Below are 15,803 nucleotides of genomic sequence, written 5' to 3'. Positions count from 1 at the left end.
ATGCTACCTTGGCTCTCATCGCCACACCCTTACTTTCCTTCTACCGAGCAGGCGTTAGAGTCGCCCAACGGCCTCCTAGCCGCCGGTGGAGAGCTTACACCAGCCTGGCTGGTTGACGCTTACCGGAAAGGTATCTTTCCTTGGTACAGCGACGATGACCCTATTTTATGGTGGAGCCCCGACCCACGCATGATACTGCTACCCGCTCAGTTTAAACGACGCCGTAGCCTAGCTAAACGACTGCGACATGGTGGCTTTAGCGTGACCGTAGATCAACAGTTTACCCAGGTGATTGAGGCATGCGCGGCGCCACGTCACCATGAACCAGGCACCTGGATTAATCCCGAGATGCGCGAAGCCTACCAGCGCCTACATGCGCTGGGTATTGCCCACAGCGTGGAAGTACATCACAACGGCGAGTTGGTTGGCGGCTTGTATGGCGTGGCGATGGGCCCAGTGTTTTTCGGCGAATCGATGTTTTCACGCCAACCCGACGCCTCTAAAATTGCCCTTGCCCACCTGGCAGGTGCTATGCATGCCCATGGCGGAAAACTGATCGACTGCCAAATGCACACCCCGCATTTGGAAAGCCTGGGAGCAACAACAGTCGCCCGCAGCACGTTCATCAACTATCTTGAACAATGGTTGCCAGAAAAGGCGTTTCACTTACCTTTCGCTGCTCATCAAGCACCGTGGGTGCCCGCCTCGCCGTGGCTGGCAGCAATACCTTCAGACGCTAACGCAGAGTAATCGTGCTGTTTTTTACCAAGGAGGCAAGCCGTGAGTAGTAACGCTCCTCGCCGCCCCGTGCGGGATTTGCGCTTCTTCCTAACCGTTCCGCATGCCTGTAGCTATTTGCCTGGCAAAGAGGCTACCACGCTGTTTTTAGACCCTCAGGAGTCACCGGTGCCTGGGGTGTACGACTCGCTCTCTTTGCTTGGGTTTCGTCGCAGCGGACGCCACTTATACCGCCCCCACTGCGAAGGCTGCAATGCGTGTCGCTCAGTGCGGATTCCGGTGGGCGAATTCAGCGCCAGCCGCACACAACGAAAAATTTGGCGACGGAATGCCGATATTGATATTCGTGTTATTGCTGCCCGCTTTGACGCGACACATTATGCGCTGTACGCCGACTATATTCGCCAGCGTCACGCAGACGGCGATATGTATCCGCCCAGCAGAGACCAGTACCGCACTTTTTTAACCCTTGAAGAGCCCTACGCACACTTGATGGAAATGTATCTAGAGGGTGAACTGGTTGCTGTCGCTGCATTTGACCATCTTGAGCATGGCCTTTCGGCTATTTATACATTTTTTAAAGTAGATGACGCGCTGGAGAAGCGCTCGCTGGGTACCTTGGCTATTTTACAGCTGATTGCACTATGCCAAGAAAAAAATCTGCCACACCTCTATCTAGGGTACTGGATTGAGGAGTGCCGTAAGATGCGCTACAAGCAGGCCTTTTCGCCCATTGAGCTGCTGGACGGACGGCATTGGCGGCCTTTAATTCGCTAATCTAGCCAGCTTTTTTGCCTTGACGGCAGGCTTACGGCACAATATAGCGCTGTTTCTTAGGCGTGTAGGTTTGTGCTAGCGCTTATGGAAGCAATCATTCGACTATCCACGATGTAAAATAAGTGAGGATCTGCCTATATGGCACGCGAAGATCATATTGAAATGGAAGGCGTTATTGTTGATACCCTTCCCAACACCATGTTCCGGGTTGAGCTGGAAAACGGCCACGTTGTGACCGCTCATATCTCTGGCAAGATGCGTAAAAACTACATCCGTATTCTGACTGGCGACAAGGTTAAGGTAGAGCTGACGCCCTACGATCTGTCCAAAGGCCGTATTGTTTACCGCTCGCGCTAAGCCTTGATCTCGCCCTCAAGCAACGTCTGCTCGCAGAAACGCCCCATGCCTGTTAGTAACACGTAAATACGGTGCCGCTCCCTGGAAACGACAACGCCCCGTCGAAGACAGGGCGCTGTGCGTTTGCTAGTGGTTACTTACCTTACTGCTTGTCGGTATCTTAGCGCCCTTTTCAGGGCGCATCCGCCATTTCAGACTCTGTCGATAAGTGTAGCTCTCCCTCCTCCAAGCTGACATGCACAATGCCACCGTGCTCTGCCAGTTCGCCAAACAGAATCATCTCTGCAAGCGGCTTTTTAAGCTTCTCTTGGATCAAGCGAGCCATTGGCCGTGCACCCATATCCGGATCGTAGCCTTTTTCAGCCAGCCAATCCCGCGCGGTGTCGTCAACCTCTAGCTGTACACGCTTCTCGTCTAACTGCGCCTGTAGTTCGATCAGGAATTTATCGACTACATTGCGCACCACGGTGGTGGGCAGCGCATGGAACTGGATAATGCCGTCCAAGCGGTTGCGGAACTCTGGCGAGAAGGTGCGGCGAATCACTTCCATTGCATCGGTTGAGTGATCCTGGTGCTGGAAGCCGATAGAACGACGCGACGCCTGCTCCGCCCCTGCGTTAGAGGTCATAATCAGAATCACATGACGGAAGTCCGCCTCGCGGCCGTTGTTATCCGTCAGACGACCATGGTCCATGACCTGCAGCAGCAGGTTAAAGACTTCCGGGTGAGCCTTTTCAATCTCATCCAACAGCAATACACAGTGTGGCTGTTTGGTGACCGCTTCTGTTAATAAGCCGCCTTGGTCGTACCCAACATAGCCTGGAGGCGCACCGATCAACCGCGATACGGTGTGGCGCTCCATGTACTCGGACATATCAAAGCGGACGAGTTCGATGCCCATGATATGCGCCAGCTGTTTAGCAACTTCGGTTTTACCCACCCCAGTGGGGCCTGCAAACAAGAAGCTACCGACCGGCTTGTCAGGCGACTTCAGGCCTGCGCGTGACAGCTTGATCGCAGCCGACAGTGAATCAATGGCCTCGTCTTGACCGAAGACCAGCATTTTCAGGTCGCGATCTAACTTCTCAAGCTGCTTGCGATCCGAACTAGACACACTTTTCGGTGGAATACGGGCGATAGAGGCAACCACTGCTTCTACCTGCTCCACATCGATCGTGTTAGCACGCACTTCCGGCGGCAGCATGCGCTGATGCGCGCCAGCTTCGTCAATGACATCAATCGCCTTATCGGGCAGGAAGCGATCATTGATGTAGCGATCCGCCAAGCGAGCAGCACTCTCTAGAGCACCATCGGTGTACTTCAACTCGTGATGCTCTTCAAAGCGCGAACGCAGCCCTTTGAGGATTTTGATGGTGTCTTCAACAGACGGTGCCAGCACATCGACTTTTTGGAAACGACGGGCCAGGGCACGGTCTTTTTCAAAGATACCGCGGAACTCTTGAAACGTTGTTGAACCGATGCAGCGCAGCTCGCCAGAAGAGAGCAGCGGTTTTAGCAGGTTGGAGGCATCCATCACACCACCCGATGCAGCACCCGCACCAATCACGGTGTGAATCTCATCGATAAACAAAACGGCGTTGGGCTGTTTGCGCAGCTCGCTTAGCAGGCTTTTGAGGCGCTTTTCAAAATCGCCACGGTACTTGGTACCGGCCAGCAGTGCGCCCATGTCCAGCGAGTACACCACCGCATCGGCGATGACTTCCGGCACATCTTCTTCAACAATGCGCTTGGCTAAGCCTTCAGCAATGGCGGTTTTACCTACACCGGCCTCCCCCACCAGCAGCGGGTTATTCTTACGACGACGCGCCAAAATTTGCACTACGCGCTCAAGCTCATGGTCGCGGCCAATCAGAGGGTCGATTTTACCCTGACGCGCCTGCTCGTTGAGGTTGGTAGCGTAGCCGGTCAACGGATGAGCTGCCCCTTCGGCGCTGCCCTCCTCGGCATCGTCATTCTCTTGAGATGAAGGAGAGGGCGACGGGCCATGACCAGAGACTTTGGAGATGCCGTGGGCGATGTAATTGACTGCATCTACCCTCGCCACACTCTGCTGTTTCAGGAAGTAAACCGCTTGGCTCTCTTGCTCGGAAAAAATAGCAACCAGCACATTAGCGCCCGTCACTTCGCTTTTTCCAGAAGATTGAACATGGAATACAGCACGCTGCAGCACGCGCTGGAAGCCCAGCGTAGGCTGCGTTTCACGGTCACCCTGACCTTCAGGGATCAGTGGTGTGGTCGAGTTAATGAAATCCTGCAGATCGGACCGCAGCTTGTCGAGGTTTGCCCCGCACGCCTTCAGCACATCAACCGCAGAAGCATTGTCCAGCAGTGCTAGCAGTAGGTGCTCTACGGTCATGAATTCGTGGCGCTTTGAGCGAGCCACGGTGAAGGCCGTGTTCAGGGTCAGTTCAAGTTCTTTGCTCAGCATGGCAGTCCCCTTTTCGCTACTACCTAGGGCATATCGCCACCTAGGGCTTGCGTCGGATCAGTTTAATCGACCGGCACTTTCAACATCGGGTACAAACGGTGTGGTTGCAAGCCCCTGTGCTACTTTTTTTCAACGCTGCTCACTGCAATACGCTCAATCAGCAGCCTCGATATCACTCATTAACGGGTGCTCGCACTCACGGGCATACTCATTCACTTGATAACTTTTGGTCTCAGCGATGTCTCGGGTAAAAATGCCGCAGGTCGCTTTCCCTTGCGTGTGTACGGCCAGCATCACTTGCACAGCTTTTTCGCTATCCATATTAAAAAAGCCTTGTAGCACCTCAACGACAAACTCCATCGGGGTGTAGTCATCATTGTGCAGCACCACTTTGTACAGGGGTGGCTGCGCCAACGCTGGCTCGGCTGACTGCACCGCTAGGTCATCGTCATGCTCGGGCATGCCAGGGCGTGTCATGCCTGCCTCTACGGTGGCCGCCAAGTAAGGGCTTTCTGTATTAAGCATAAGCAGCAAGGATCATCTTCTCTCGGCTGACGGGCGGTGCCTTAAACGCAAAGGCGATGTGCGAACGTCACTCGATCTTCGCACAAATCAGTTGTACACACATCTATCTGCTGTATAAGACGCGCGCCATCAATAAGGGTTCATGAAAAACTCAAAATTATCACACTGGGCTAAACAAAAAACCCCTGCCCGCAAAGCAGGCAGGGGGTATAACCGCACGCAGCGCGTGACTAGGCGTAGGGCACTTAGCCCTTAGCAACCATCGCCAGTGCGTCGTTGAGCGTTTTGCTTGGACGCATGGCTTGGCTAGCCAGCTCACCGTTCGGGTGGAAGTAGCCTTGAATATCTACCGACTGCCCCTGAACACTGTTGAGCTCGTCCACAATAGCGGTTTCATTCGCCTTCAGCGTTTCAGCCAGGCGAGCGAACAGCGTCTTCATTTCGGCATCTTGGTCCTGAGCCGCTAACGCCTCGGCCCAGTAGAGCGCCAGATAGAAGTGGCTGCCACGGTTGTCCAGCTCGCCCACTTTGCGCGACGGAGACTTGTTGCTGTCCAGGAATTGGCCGTTCGCTTCATCCAGCGCTTTCGCCAGCAGCGTTGCACGGGCGTTGCCAAAGGTGCTGCCCAGGTGCTCAAGCGACGCTGCCAGGGCCAGGAACTCACCCAACGAGTCCCAACGCAGGTGGTTCTCTTCCAGGAACTGTTGAACGTGCTTCGGTGCAGAACCGCCAGCGCCGGTTTCAAACAGGCCACCACCGTTCATCAGCGGCACGATAGAGAGCATCTTGGCACTGGTGCCCAGCTCCATGATCGGGAACAGGTCGGTCAGGTAATCACGCAGTACGTTACCAGTGACGGAAATGGTGTCTTCACCTTTGCGGATACGCTCCAGAGAGACCTTCATTGCGTCGACCGGGGCCAGAATACGGATATCCAGGCCAGCAGTGTCGTGATCTTTCAGGTACGTTTCGACCTTTTTGATCAGCTGTGCGTCGTGGGCACGGTTGGCGTCCAGCCAGAACAGCGCCGGGGCACCGCTATCACGAGCGCGAGTCACCGCCAGCTTCACCCAGTCTTGAATCGGGGCATCTTTGGTCTGGCACATGCGCCAGATATCGCCCGCTTCCACGGGGTGGCTGAATACCGTTTGACCAGAATCGTCGGTCACCACCACGGTGCCATCGGCAGGCATTTGGAAGGTTTTGTCGTGAGAGCCGTACTCTTCCGCTTTCTGCGCCATGAGGCCAACGTTAGGAACGCTACCCATAGTGGTCGGATCAAACGCGCCGTGCTGTTTGCAGTCTTCAATCACCGCCTGATAAATGGTGGCGTAGCAGCGGTCAGGAATCACTGCTTTGGTGTCTTGCAGCTCGTCGTTGGCGTTCCACATTTTGCCCGAATCACGAATCATCGCCGGCATAGAGGCGTCGATGATCACATCGCTGGGCACGTGCAGGTTGGTAATACCCTTGTGGGAATTGACCATCGCCATTGCCGGGCGCGTTGGGTACAGGGCGTCTACATCTGCCTTGATGGCTTCCTGCTGGTCAGCAGGCAACTTCTCAATAGCGCTGTAGAGATCGCCGATACCGCTATTGGGGTTGAAGCCAGCGCTCTTCAGGGCGTCGGCGTGCTTCTCCAACACGTCTTTATAGAACTCTTCCACCACGATGCCGAACATGATCGGGTCGGAGACCTTCATCATGGTAGCTTTCAGGTGCAGTGAGAACAGGACGCCGCTCTCTTTAGCATCGCTGATTTGGCTGTCGATAAAGCTGCGCAGACGACGGCTGCTCATGCTGGCGGCGTCAATCACTTCGCCTTCCAGCACAGAGAGGTTCTCTTTCAGCACCACGTTGGTGCCATCTTTTTGCTGCAGCTCAATGGTCAGCTTGGTGGCTTTTTCCATAACGGCGGACTGCTCGCTGCCGTAGAAATCGCCTTCACTCATGTGAGCAACGTGTGACTTAGAGTCTGCACTCCACGCACCCATGCGGTGCGGGTATTTGCGGGCGTAGTTCTTGACCGATTTCGGCGCACGGCGGTCAGAGTTACCTTCACGCAGCACCGGGTTTACCGCACTGCCTTTGGCTTTGTCGTAACGCGCTTTGATGGACGCTTCTTCGTCGTTTTTCGGCTCTTCCGGGTACTCCGGCAGCGGGTAGCCCTGGCTTTGCAGCTCTTTAATCGTGGCTTTCAGCTGCGGGCCAGAAGCACTGATGTTAGGCAGCTTGATGATGTTAGCTTCTGGTGTGGTCGCCAGTTGACCTAGCTCTGCTAGGTCATCGCTTACGCGCTGTTCATCGCTCAACACGTCTGGGAACTGCGACAGTACGCGGGCGGCAAGAGAAATATCGCGAGTCTCTACTTCAACACCCGCAGAATCGGTAAAGGCATCAATGATCGGTAAGAGAGAGTAGGTAGCGAGCGCAGGAGCTTCATCGGTGAGCGTATAAATGATCTTCGGCGTTTTAGACATTTTTGCGTTAACCTCTTTTTTTCAGTCGCTGTGATTATAAAAAATCCTGAGCTACGCGGCTCATTCAACGATTAGCCATGCCGCGAAGCGGGTGGAGCATCCTGTATGCGCTGCCCCTTTGGTCAGTCGGTGGTACGACTGGTCACTCGGTGGTTACTACGGTAACGATGACGACAGATGAAAACGGTGGTCATCTCAATGCCAACGGTTCATCTCAAATAGCTGCGCCAGATTATACCAGCGCTGCACTTTAACCGCATGAGCGATTGTCGACAAATCCTCCACCTCTAGTTCTTGAGACAGCTTGTGAGACGATGAGCACCCTATATTTACTGCACAAACCCTACCGTATGCTCTCCCAGTTTACCGATAGCCAGGGAAGAGCCACCTTGGCAGAGGTGATTCGCGCCCCAGGTGTGTACGCCGCTGGCCGCCTTGATTTTGACTCGGAAGGCCTGCTGCTACTCAGTGATGATGGCAGCCTTATTCACCGCATTGCCCACCCCAAACACAAGCAGCCAAAAACCTATTGGGTGCAGCTTGAAGGCCACATTACCGATGAGGCCATCCGCGCGCTCAAAGCAGGCATTACGTTAAAAGATGGCCCGACCCTCCCCGCCAAAGCGCGCCGTATAGCACCGCCTGCTATTGCTGAACGTGAGCCGCCGATTGACCCCAAACGCCACCCTCTCACCAGTTGGTTAGAACTCACCATTAGTGAAGGCCGCAACCGCCAAGTGCGGCGTATGACCGCTCATGTAGGCTTCCCTACCCTGCGCCTGGTTCGTGCGGCCATTGGTCCTTGGCAGCTTGGCGACCTGGCACCCGGCGAATGGCGCAAAGAGACCCTGCACGCCCCACGCCCAGACAACGCCAGACAGCCACGTTCTATGTCTAAAAACGGCGTGTCGAAAAACGGCGTATCGAAAAGCGCGTCGCCCAAAAACCCAGCGTCCAAGAAAGCACGGGCCGCCAAAGCAGCGCCCAAACGGAGCACCAGCACGAGAGGTCCAAAAAAATGACCACATCCTCTCTACCTTCTACTGCTCGGCCGATCATTCGCAGCACAGTGGCCTGTGTCATCCAGCAGGACGGGCGCTTTTTGATGGTGGAAGAAGCCAAAGGGGGCACGCACACGGTATTTAATCAACCTGCCGGACACGTGGAGCTCGGCGAAGGGCCCGTGGCCGCCATACAGCGGGAAGTGCAAGAGGAAACGGCGTGGCAGGTGTCGCTCACCGGCTATCTAGGGCTATACGTTTTTCACACACCCGAGGGAGAAACGTTTCATAGCCATGGGTTTACCGGCATACCGGAACAGCCGCTCACCACGTCGCTTGACCCAGCCATTGTGGCTACCCATTGGCTAACACGCGATGAGATCGTGGCACTTGAAGCCGCTCAGCGGTTAAGAAGCCCACTGGTGCTAAAACGCATTGACGATGCCCTGAACCACCGTCACTTCCCGCTTGCGGTGATCCAAGAGTGAAGCACTCGAAGCATCGAGCCCCCATCGTGTATAATCGCCGCCCAATTGCACACCACTTCAACTGAGGATGCCAATGACATCCACCGATGGCACAGCCACCCAGAACGCGCCAGACACCCACACCGCTGCCACCGGCAAAGTGATTGTCGGCATGTCTGGCGGCGTCGACTCCTCTGTTTCTGCTCTCCTTCTGCTCCAACAGGGGTACGAGGTCGAGGGCCTGTTTATGAAAAACTGGGATGAAGACGACAACACCGAATACTGCACGGCGAAGGAGGATCTCGCCGATGCTGAAGCGGTGTGCGCCAAGCTGGGTATCAAGCTGCACACGGCTAACTTCGCTGCCGAGTATTGGGACAACGTGTTCGAGCACTTCTTGGCGGAGTACAAAGCGGGCCGTACGCCCAACCCTGACATCCTGTGTAACCGGGAAATTAAGTTTAAGGTATTCCTGGAGTATGCCGAGATGCTGGGGGCCAGCAAAATTGCCACCGGCCACTATGTACGCCAGGGCATTCGCGATGGCCTACCGCGCCTGCTCAAAGGCTTGGATGGCAATAAAGATCAAAGCTACTTCCTGCATGCGGTGCCGGAAGCAGCGATTGCTCGTACGCTGTTCCCCGTCGGCGAGCTTGAAAAACCCGAAGTGCGCGCACTAGCCGAACAGCACGACCTCATCACCGCGAAGAAAAAAGATTCCACCGGCATCTGCTTTATCGGTGAGCGTCGTTTCCGCGACTTCTTACAGCAGTACCTGCCTGCTCAGCCAGGCACTATCGAGACCCCCGAAGGCGATGAAATCGGCCAGCACATGGGCTTGATGTATTACACCCTCGGCCAACGCCAAGGGTTGGGTATTGGCGGCTTGGCCAACTACTCCGAAGACCCCTGGTACGTGGCGGCAAAAGATCTCGAGCGCAACGTGCTGATCGTGGTGCAAGGCAAGCATCATCCGCTGCTTTACACCAATGCTCTCGCCACCGAGGCGATGGACTGGGTAGCCGGTAAGCCGCCGGTTCAGCAAGGCCGGTTTACCGCCAAAACCCGCTACCGCCAAAGCGACTGCCCCTGCGAAATGGTCGCCCAGGCCGATGGCAGCGTTGAGGTTATTTTTGACGACCCCCAGTGGGCGGTCACGCCCGGCCAGTCGCTGGTGCTTTACGATAACGACATCTGCTTAGGCGGCGGCGTTATTCGCGCCACCTGGAACGCCTCGGAGGCCGCTGCATGAGCGCAACCCCTATTCACCGTGCGCCCGACACCCCCGCCGCCCGCCAGGCCCTCGCGCTGGCGGGGGTCTTTCAAGCAGCAAGCCTAGTGGATGAGCTCGCCCGCACTGGGCAAGTTGATACCCGTGCGTGGGAAACGCTGATCAACGCGACGGTAGACACCAATCCAGAAAGTTTTGAAGCTATTTATGGCGGCCACCCGAACAACCTGCGCCGCGGGCTGGATACGCTAGAAGCGCTGGTGGGCCGAAAGCAGGCCAACCCGGTGGTATTGCGCTACGGCTTTTCGCTGCTACTGCTGATGAACAAGCTGCGCACCGACCGCCAAATGATGGACGTGTTAGGCCAAAAACTGACCCATGTACAGGGTCAAGCAGAACACTTTGGCACCACCCACGAAAACGTCATTGCCAGCTTAGGCGAAACCTACCAAGAGACCATCTCGACGTTTAAAACGCGCATTGTGGTACAGGGCGACCCGTCGCTCTTACAAACCCGCATGATGCCAGAACGGGTACGCGCCTGCTTAATGGCGGGTATCCGCTTTGCGCTGCTATGGCATCAGCAGGGCGGCCGCCGCTGGAAGCTGGTTTTTCAGCGCAAAGCATTACGCCAAGCGCTGGATAACTTCAGCTAGCCGCCACGATACCTCACTTTTGACCTCCGACTTTGACCACTCTGGAAACCAAGCCATGCAACTCTCTGCTCTGACCGCTCTCTCTCCCGTTGACGGCCGCTACGGCGCCAAAGCCGCCGCGCTACGTGAACACTTCAGCGAATTCGGCCTGATCCGTGCACGCGTGATTGTGGAAGTGCGCTGGCTGCAGCGCCTTGCTGAACACGGCCAGATTGTCGAAGTCCCGCCGCTTTCCGCAGAAGCTACCGCGTTTCTGGAGCAGCTTATTCGTGACTTCTCGGTCAATGACGCGGAGCGCATTAAAGAGATTGAGCGCACTACCAACCACGACGTGAAAGCGGTGGAGTACTTCTTAAAAGAGAAGATTGCAGGCCAGGCAGAGCTGAACGCCGTTACCGAATTTATCCACTTCGCCTGTACCAGTGAAGACATCAACAACCTCTCTTACGGCGTGATGCTGGCAGACGGCCTGAAAGCCATGCTGCCAACAATGCACGAAGTCGCCGATGAGATTGCCAAACTGGCGATTGCCCATGCAGGCCAGCCGATGCTGTCACGCACCCATGGCCAAACCGCCAGCCCCACCACGCTGGGCAAAGAGATGGCCAACGTGGCGTATCGCCTCAAGCGCCAGCTGAAGCAGATCGAAAGTGTAGAGATTCTGGGCAAAATCAACGGTGCGGTAGGCAACTACAACGCCCACCTGACCACCTACCCGGATATCGACTGGGAAGCCAACGCGCGTACCTTCGTGGAAGGCCTGGGCTTAAGCTTCAACCCCTACACCACGCAAATTGAACCTCACGATTACATTGCCGAGCTGTTCGATGCGATCTGCCGTTACAACACGATCTTGATCGATTTTGACCGCGACGTGTGGGGCTATATCTCCCTGGGCTACTTCAAGCAGCGCACTGTGGAAGGCGAAATCGGCTCTTCTACCATGCCGCACAAGGTCAACCCGATTGACTTTGAAAACTCAGAAGGCAACCTGGGCCTCGCCAACGCGGTGATGAGCCACCTGGCACAGAAACTGCCGATTTCTCGCTGGCAGCGCGACCTGACCGACTCCACCGTACTGCGCAACTTAGGCGTTGGCTTGGCCTATGGCTTGATTGGCTACCACGCCAGCCTTAAGGGCATCAGCAAGCTGGAAGCTAACCCGTCGCGCCTAGCAGAAGACCTGGACAACAGTTGGGAAGTGCTGGCCGAGCCGATCCAGACCGTTATGCGTCGCTACGGCATTGAAAAGCCCTACGAGAAGCTCAAAGAACTCACCCGCGGCAAGCGTATTGATCAGGCAGGCTTTGCGGCCTTTATTGATACCCTTGAGCTGCCCGAGACGGTCAAAAATGAGCTGAAGGCTCTTTCGCCCGCCAGCTATATTGGTAATGCGAAGGCCCAGGCCGAAGCACTTAACCAGCGGCTTGCTGCACTCTAAACGACGCCCTGCGACACTGACGTAGCGCTCACTTGAACTAGGATAACGCCATGAGTCATCACGATAAGCCACTCACCCTGCTGGGCGATTTAACGCCAGCAGACTTCTTGGCCAACTACTGGCAGCAGAAGCCACTGCTGATTCGTGGCGCTATCCCTGATTTCGTCAGCCCCATCGACCCCGACGAACTGGCAGGTCTTGCCTGTGAGCCCGGCGTCGAAGCCCGGCTAGTAGAAGAGAACGGTCCCGATGGCCCCTGGCAGGTGTCCCACGGGCCGTTTGACGACGCCACCTTCGAGCGCCTACCCGAAGGCCACTGGAGCCTGCTGGTTCAAGCAGTGGATCATTATGTGCCCTCGATTGCGGCGCTAATGGAAGAGTTTGATTTCCTACCCAGCTGGCGGTTGGACGACATCATGGTGAGCTACGCCCCGCCCGGCGGCAGTGTAGGCCCGCATATCGACCAGTATGATGTGTTTCTACTGCAGGCAAGCGGCCACCGTCGTTGGCAGCTTGGCGGCAAACAGCAGGATAATGCCGCCATTATCCAGGGCATTGACCTGCGCATTCTGGAATCTTTCGAGATTGAAGCAGACTCTGACTGGACGCTGGCACCGGGCGACATGCTGTATCTACCCCCCGGTTGGGCACATCACGGCGTCAGCCAAACCGACGACTGCATGACCATTTCGGTGGGTTTCCGTGCGCCTTCTGCAGACGAAGCGATTACGTCCTACGCCGACTACGTCGGCGAGCAAATGTCTGACTCTCAGCGCTACAGCGATGCGGGCATGGCCCCGGCAGAAGCGCTTGGCGAATTAGACGATGCCGCCGTTGAGCGCATGCGCCAGTTTATGCTCGCAACGCTGGATAACCCTGAGCAGGTGGCCCAATGGTTTGGTCGTGTGATGACCCAACCCAAATATATGGATCAAGTCGTGCCTCTTGAAGAGCCGATGAGCGAAGCTGACCTTGTTGCTCAACTACAACACGGTGAGCCGCTGTTCCATATGCCGGGTTCGCGCTTTGCCTGGCGCAGCGATGCCACAGGCACCACGCTGTTTGTCGATGGCGACGGGCACGCCTGCTCTGACACGCTGGCAAAACGCCTTGCTGACCCCACACCGATGTACGAAGAAGTGCTGGAAATCGACGGTGCCGCCGCCCTGCTCACGCGGCTGATCAATACGGGCAGCCTCGGCTTCATGGGCGAAGGCGACGACGAGGAGTAAGGCGTGGCTGCAGTCACAACCGTTCAGCGTGGTAATTGGGAGACACTGGGAGAGGCAGCTTCGCTGATTCGCCGGGTGGTCTTTATTGACGAGCAGCGCGTTCCACAAGAGGAAGAGTGGGATGGCCGCGACGCGGATTGCCTGCACTTTCTCGCCATGCTCAATGGCAAGCCGGTGGGCACAGCGCGTCTACTGCCCGATGGCCATATTGGTCGCGTCGCTGTGCTAAGCAGCGCACGCGGCACTGGTATTGGCTACCAGTTAATGGAAGCCACCATTGAGGCCGCTCGCGCAGCAGGACACACTCACGCCGCGCTTAGCGCCCAGCTGCATGCCCTCGCCTTCTATGAACGCCTGGGGTTTGTCGCACACGGCGATGTGTTTATGGATGCGGGCATTCCCCATCGAGAGATGGTGCTCGCGCTGTAATCTGCCTCGCCTGCCCTACCAAAGCGCCACCTTGTGTGGCGCTTTTTTTATGCCTACTGGCTCGTTATGACGGAAAACGACTACACAAACAGGGCGTTTGGCGTAGTCGCTGTCGTCGGACTACAACGCCGTGTGCCCCCAAGTGACAATTGTTGAATACCTTCCCCTGGTAGATAGTTATTGCACTGCAGCGTTAACGAACGACCTAGTGATTAGCTCACTACGCTGTATGAAGCAAAGCGCCTAGCCGCGACGTTTTACTAAGAGACGATTGGCGTAGAGACAGCGCTGCGAAATTGAACAATGCTGGAATCTATCTCGCAGGTGCAGCATAAGAATAAGTTAACGTGCGAACGATGATAAAACCCCGGAGGAATCAGCTCATGTCAGGACTGCTCGACGATATCAAAGCCATGGCCCAATTGCGCGAAGCTCAAGGCGGCAAGTGGTCAGCGATCAAACCTGAATACGCCGCCCGCATGCGTGCCCAGAACCGTTTTCATACCGGTTTGGACATTGCCCGCTACACGGCCAAAATCATGCGTGACGATATGGCCGCCTACGACGCCGATACTTCACAGTACACACAATCGCTAGGGTGCTGGCACGGCTTTATCGGCCAACAGAAGCTGATCTCCATCAAAAAGCATTTTGGCACCACTCAACGCCGCTACCTCTACCTTTCTGGCTGGATGGTCGCCGCGCTGCGCTCTGAGTTTGGGCCCCTGCCTGACCAGTCCATGCATGAAAAAACCTCGGTCGCTAATCTGATTGAAGAGCTTTACACCTTCTTGAAGCAAGCAGACTCCTGGGAGCTCAACCACCTGTTCCGCGCCCTGGATGACGCAAAAGCCGCGGGTGACAACGCGAAAGAGCAAGAGCTAATCAGCAAGATCGACAACTACGAAACTCATATCGTGCCGATCATTGCCGACATCGACGCAGGCTTTGGGAACGCAGAAGCGACTTACCTGCTGGCCAAAAAATTCATTCAAGCCGGTGCTTGCTGCATCCAGCTTGAAAACCAAGTATCGGATGAGAAGCAGTGTGGCCACCAGGACGGCAAAGTCACCGTCCCCCACGAGGACTTCCTGGCCAAAATCAACGCGGTGCGATACGCCTTCCTTGAGCTCGGCGTAGACGATGGTGTCATTGTCGCCCGCACCGACTCGCTAGGCGCAGGCCTAACGCAGAAAATTGCCGTCACTCATGAGCCGGGCGACCTGGGCGACCAGTACAACAGCTTCCTGGATGGCGATGTGATTGAAAACGCCGCCGATATTAATAACGGTGACGTGGTGATCAAGCAAAATGGCAAGCTGGTGAAACCCAAGCGCCTTGCCTCAGGCTTGTACCAGTTCAAAGCGGGCAGCGGCGAAGATCGCGTCATCTTGGACTGTATTACTAGCCTACAAAACGGTGCGGATCTGCTGTGGATCGAAACCGAGAAGCCTCACGTTGGCCAAATTGCCAGCATGGTCAACCGTATTCGTGAAGTAGTGCCGGACGCTAAGCTGGTGTACAACAACTCGCCCTCCTTCAACTGGACGCTGAACTTCCGCCAGCAAGTATTTGATGCGTGGGAGAAAGAAGGTAAGGATGTATCAGCTTACCAGCGCGATAAGCTGATGAGCGTCGAGTACGACAACACAGAGCTTGGCCAGCTTGCGGATGAGTGGACCCGCAACTTCCAGCGCGACAGCGCACGCGAAGCCGGTATTTTCCACCACCTGATTACGCTGCCCACCTACCACACGGCCGCGCTATCCACCGACAATTTAGCCAAGGGCTACTTCGGCGACGAAGGTATGCTGGCCTACGTCGCAGGCGTGCAACGTCAAGAGATTCGTCAGGGTATTGCCACCGTTAAGCACCAGGATATGGCAGGCTCTAACATCGGCGACGACCATAAAGAGTTCTTCCACGGCGACGCTGCTCTTAAAGCAGGCGGCAAAGACAACACCATGAACCAATTTGGTTAATACACGACCAATGCGTCACGCACAGGAGGCCTCGGCCT

The 15,803-nt window shown here is 55.9% G+C and carries 14 protein-coding genes; 11 read left to right on the top strand and 3 right to left on the bottom strand.

Annotated elements, in window-relative coordinates; genetic code table 11:
* The 3 genes from aat to infA all read left to right on the top strand — a co-directional run bounded on the left by aat (position 1) and on the right by infA (position 1,872).
* Positions 1-750 (top strand): leucyl/phenylalanyl-tRNA--protein transferase, encoded by a 750-nt coding sequence (gene aat / locus IEW65_RS03185; RefSeq protein ID WP_188638054.1) that lies wholly within the window; start codon positions 1-3, stop codon positions 748-750.
* 30 nt (positions 751-780) lie between these two features.
* Positions 781-1,515 carry an arginyltransferase gene (locus IEW65_RS03180; RefSeq protein WP_188638053.1) on the top strand — a complete coding sequence of 245 codons (735 nt, stop codon included), beginning with the start codon at positions 781-783 and terminating at the stop codon, positions 1,513-1,515.
* Positions 1,516-1,653: 138 nt separating this feature from the next.
* The gene (gene infA / locus IEW65_RS03175) at positions 1,654-1,872 is read left to right on the top strand and encodes a translation initiation factor IF-1 (RefSeq protein WP_007111068.1); all 219 of its coding nucleotides are present in this window, start codon (positions 1,654-1,656) and stop codon (positions 1,870-1,872) included.
* 172 nt (positions 1,873-2,044) lie between these two features.
* Here the strand turns inward: infA and clpA are convergent, their stop codons facing one another.
* The 3 genes from clpA to IEW65_RS03160 form a co-directional block, all read right to left on the bottom strand.
* Complete coding sequence (clpA, locus tag IEW65_RS03170; protein WP_188638052.1) at positions 2,045-4,321, bottom strand: ATP-dependent Clp protease ATP-binding subunit ClpA; 2,277 nt, start codon at positions 4,319-4,321, stop codon at positions 2,045-2,047.
* 153 nt (positions 4,322-4,474) lie between these two features.
* Positions 4,475-4,783, bottom strand: coding sequence for an ATP-dependent Clp protease adapter ClpS (gene clpS / locus IEW65_RS03165; RefSeq protein WP_044627932.1), 309 nt, complete (start codon positions 4,781-4,783; stop codon positions 4,475-4,477).
* Between the two features lie 308 nt (positions 4,784-5,091).
* On the bottom strand, positions 5,092-7,326 hold the full coding sequence (locus tag IEW65_RS03160; RefSeq protein ID WP_188638051.1) for an NADP-dependent isocitrate dehydrogenase: 2,235 nt from the start codon (positions 7,324-7,326) through the stop codon (positions 5,092-5,094).
* Positions 7,327-7,640: 314 nt separating this feature from the next.
* Between IEW65_RS03160 and IEW65_RS03155 the strand changes: the two genes are divergently transcribed.
* From IEW65_RS03155 to IEW65_RS03120, 8 genes are all read left to right on the top strand, one after another.
* Positions 7,641-8,348 (top strand): pseudouridine synthase, encoded by a 708-nt coding sequence (locus tag IEW65_RS03155; RefSeq protein ID WP_188638050.1) that lies wholly within the window; start codon positions 7,641-7,643, stop codon positions 8,346-8,348.
* Entirely contained in the window at positions 8,345-8,815 is a 471-nt protein-coding gene (locus tag IEW65_RS03150) for an NUDIX hydrolase (protein WP_188638049.1), read from the top strand. The genes IEW65_RS03155 and IEW65_RS03150 overlap by 4 nt, the downstream gene beginning before the upstream one ends.
* A gap of 73 nt (positions 8,816-8,888) precedes the next feature.
* The gene (gene mnmA / locus IEW65_RS03145; protein ID WP_188638048.1) at positions 8,889-10,046 is read left to right on the top strand and encodes a tRNA 2-thiouridine(34) synthase MnmA; all 1,158 of its coding nucleotides are present in this window, start codon (positions 8,889-8,891) and stop codon (positions 10,044-10,046) included.
* Positions 10,043-10,681 (top strand): high frequency lysogenization protein HflD, encoded by a 639-nt coding sequence (hflD, locus tag IEW65_RS03140; RefSeq protein WP_188638047.1) that lies wholly within the window; start codon positions 10,043-10,045, stop codon positions 10,679-10,681. Before mnmA ends, hflD begins: the two co-directional genes overlap by 4 nt.
* A 55-nt stretch (positions 10,682-10,736) precedes the next feature.
* Positions 10,737-12,122 carry an adenylosuccinate lyase gene (purB, locus tag IEW65_RS03135; protein ID WP_188638046.1) on the top strand — a complete coding sequence of 462 codons (1,386 nt, stop codon included), beginning with the start codon at positions 10,737-10,739 and terminating at the stop codon, positions 12,120-12,122.
* Positions 12,123-12,172: 50 nt separating this feature from the next.
* Positions 12,173-13,354, top strand: a complete 1,182-nt coding sequence (locus tag IEW65_RS03130; RefSeq protein ID WP_188638045.1) for a cupin domain-containing protein — start codon at positions 12,173-12,175, stop codon at positions 13,352-13,354.
* Between the two features lie 3 nt (positions 13,355-13,357).
* A complete protein-coding gene (locus IEW65_RS03125; RefSeq protein ID WP_188638044.1) occupies positions 13,358-13,783 on the top strand; it encodes a GNAT family N-acetyltransferase in 426 nt (141 codons plus the stop codon).
* A gap of 383 nt (positions 13,784-14,166) precedes the next feature.
* Positions 14,167-15,765, top strand: coding sequence for an isocitrate lyase (locus tag IEW65_RS03120; protein ID WP_188638043.1), 1,599 nt, complete (start codon positions 14,167-14,169; stop codon positions 15,763-15,765).
* Positions 15,766-15,803 lie beyond the last annotated feature (38 nt).

This window comes from Vreelandella lutescens (assembly GCF_014640815.1).
GTDB classification, from domain to species: domain Bacteria; phylum Pseudomonadota; class Gammaproteobacteria; order Pseudomonadales; family Halomonadaceae; genus Vreelandella; species Vreelandella lutescens.
The sequence above is the reverse complement of the archived record's forward strand: the minus strand, read 5'-3'. Positions and strand labels throughout refer to the sequence as shown.

What these genes read in the sequence shown, in the direction of transcription:
- aat (WP_188638054.1), top strand. Translation starts at nt 1, where the DNA reads ATGCTACCTTGGCTCTCATCGCCACACCCTTACTTTCCTTCTACCGAG.
- infA (WP_007111068.1), top strand. Translation starts at nt 1,654, where the DNA reads ATGGCACGCGAAGATCATATTGAAATGGAAGGCGTTATTGTTGATACC.
- clpA (WP_188638052.1), bottom strand. Translation starts at nt 4,321, where the DNA reads ATGCTGAGCAAAGAACTTGAACTGACCCTGAACACGGCCTTCACCGTG.
- clpS (WP_044627932.1), bottom strand. Translation starts at nt 4,783, where the DNA reads ATGCCCGAGCATGACGATGACCTAGCGGTGCAGTCAGCCGAGCCAGCG.
- IEW65_RS03160 (WP_188638051.1), bottom strand. Translation starts at nt 7,326, where the DNA reads ATGTCTAAAACGCCGAAGATCATTTATACGCTCACCGATGAAGCTCCT.
- IEW65_RS03155 (WP_188638050.1), top strand. Translation starts at nt 7,641, where the DNA reads ATGAGCACCCTATATTTACTGCACAAACCCTACCGTATGCTCTCCCAG.
- IEW65_RS03150 (WP_188638049.1), top strand. Translation starts at nt 8,345, where the DNA reads ATGACCACATCCTCTCTACCTTCTACTGCTCGGCCGATCATTCGCAGC.
- mnmA (WP_188638048.1), top strand. Translation starts at nt 8,889, where the DNA reads ATGACATCCACCGATGGCACAGCCACCCAGAACGCGCCAGACACCCAC.
- hflD (WP_188638047.1), top strand. Translation starts at nt 10,043, where the DNA reads ATGAGCGCAACCCCTATTCACCGTGCGCCCGACACCCCCGCCGCCCGC.
- purB (WP_188638046.1), top strand. Translation starts at nt 10,737, where the DNA reads ATGCAACTCTCTGCTCTGACCGCTCTCTCTCCCGTTGACGGCCGCTAC.
- IEW65_RS03130 (WP_188638045.1), top strand. Translation starts at nt 12,173, where the DNA reads ATGAGTCATCACGATAAGCCACTCACCCTGCTGGGCGATTTAACGCCA.
- IEW65_RS03120 (WP_188638043.1), top strand. Translation starts at nt 14,167, where the DNA reads ATGTCAGGACTGCTCGACGATATCAAAGCCATGGCCCAATTGCGCGAA.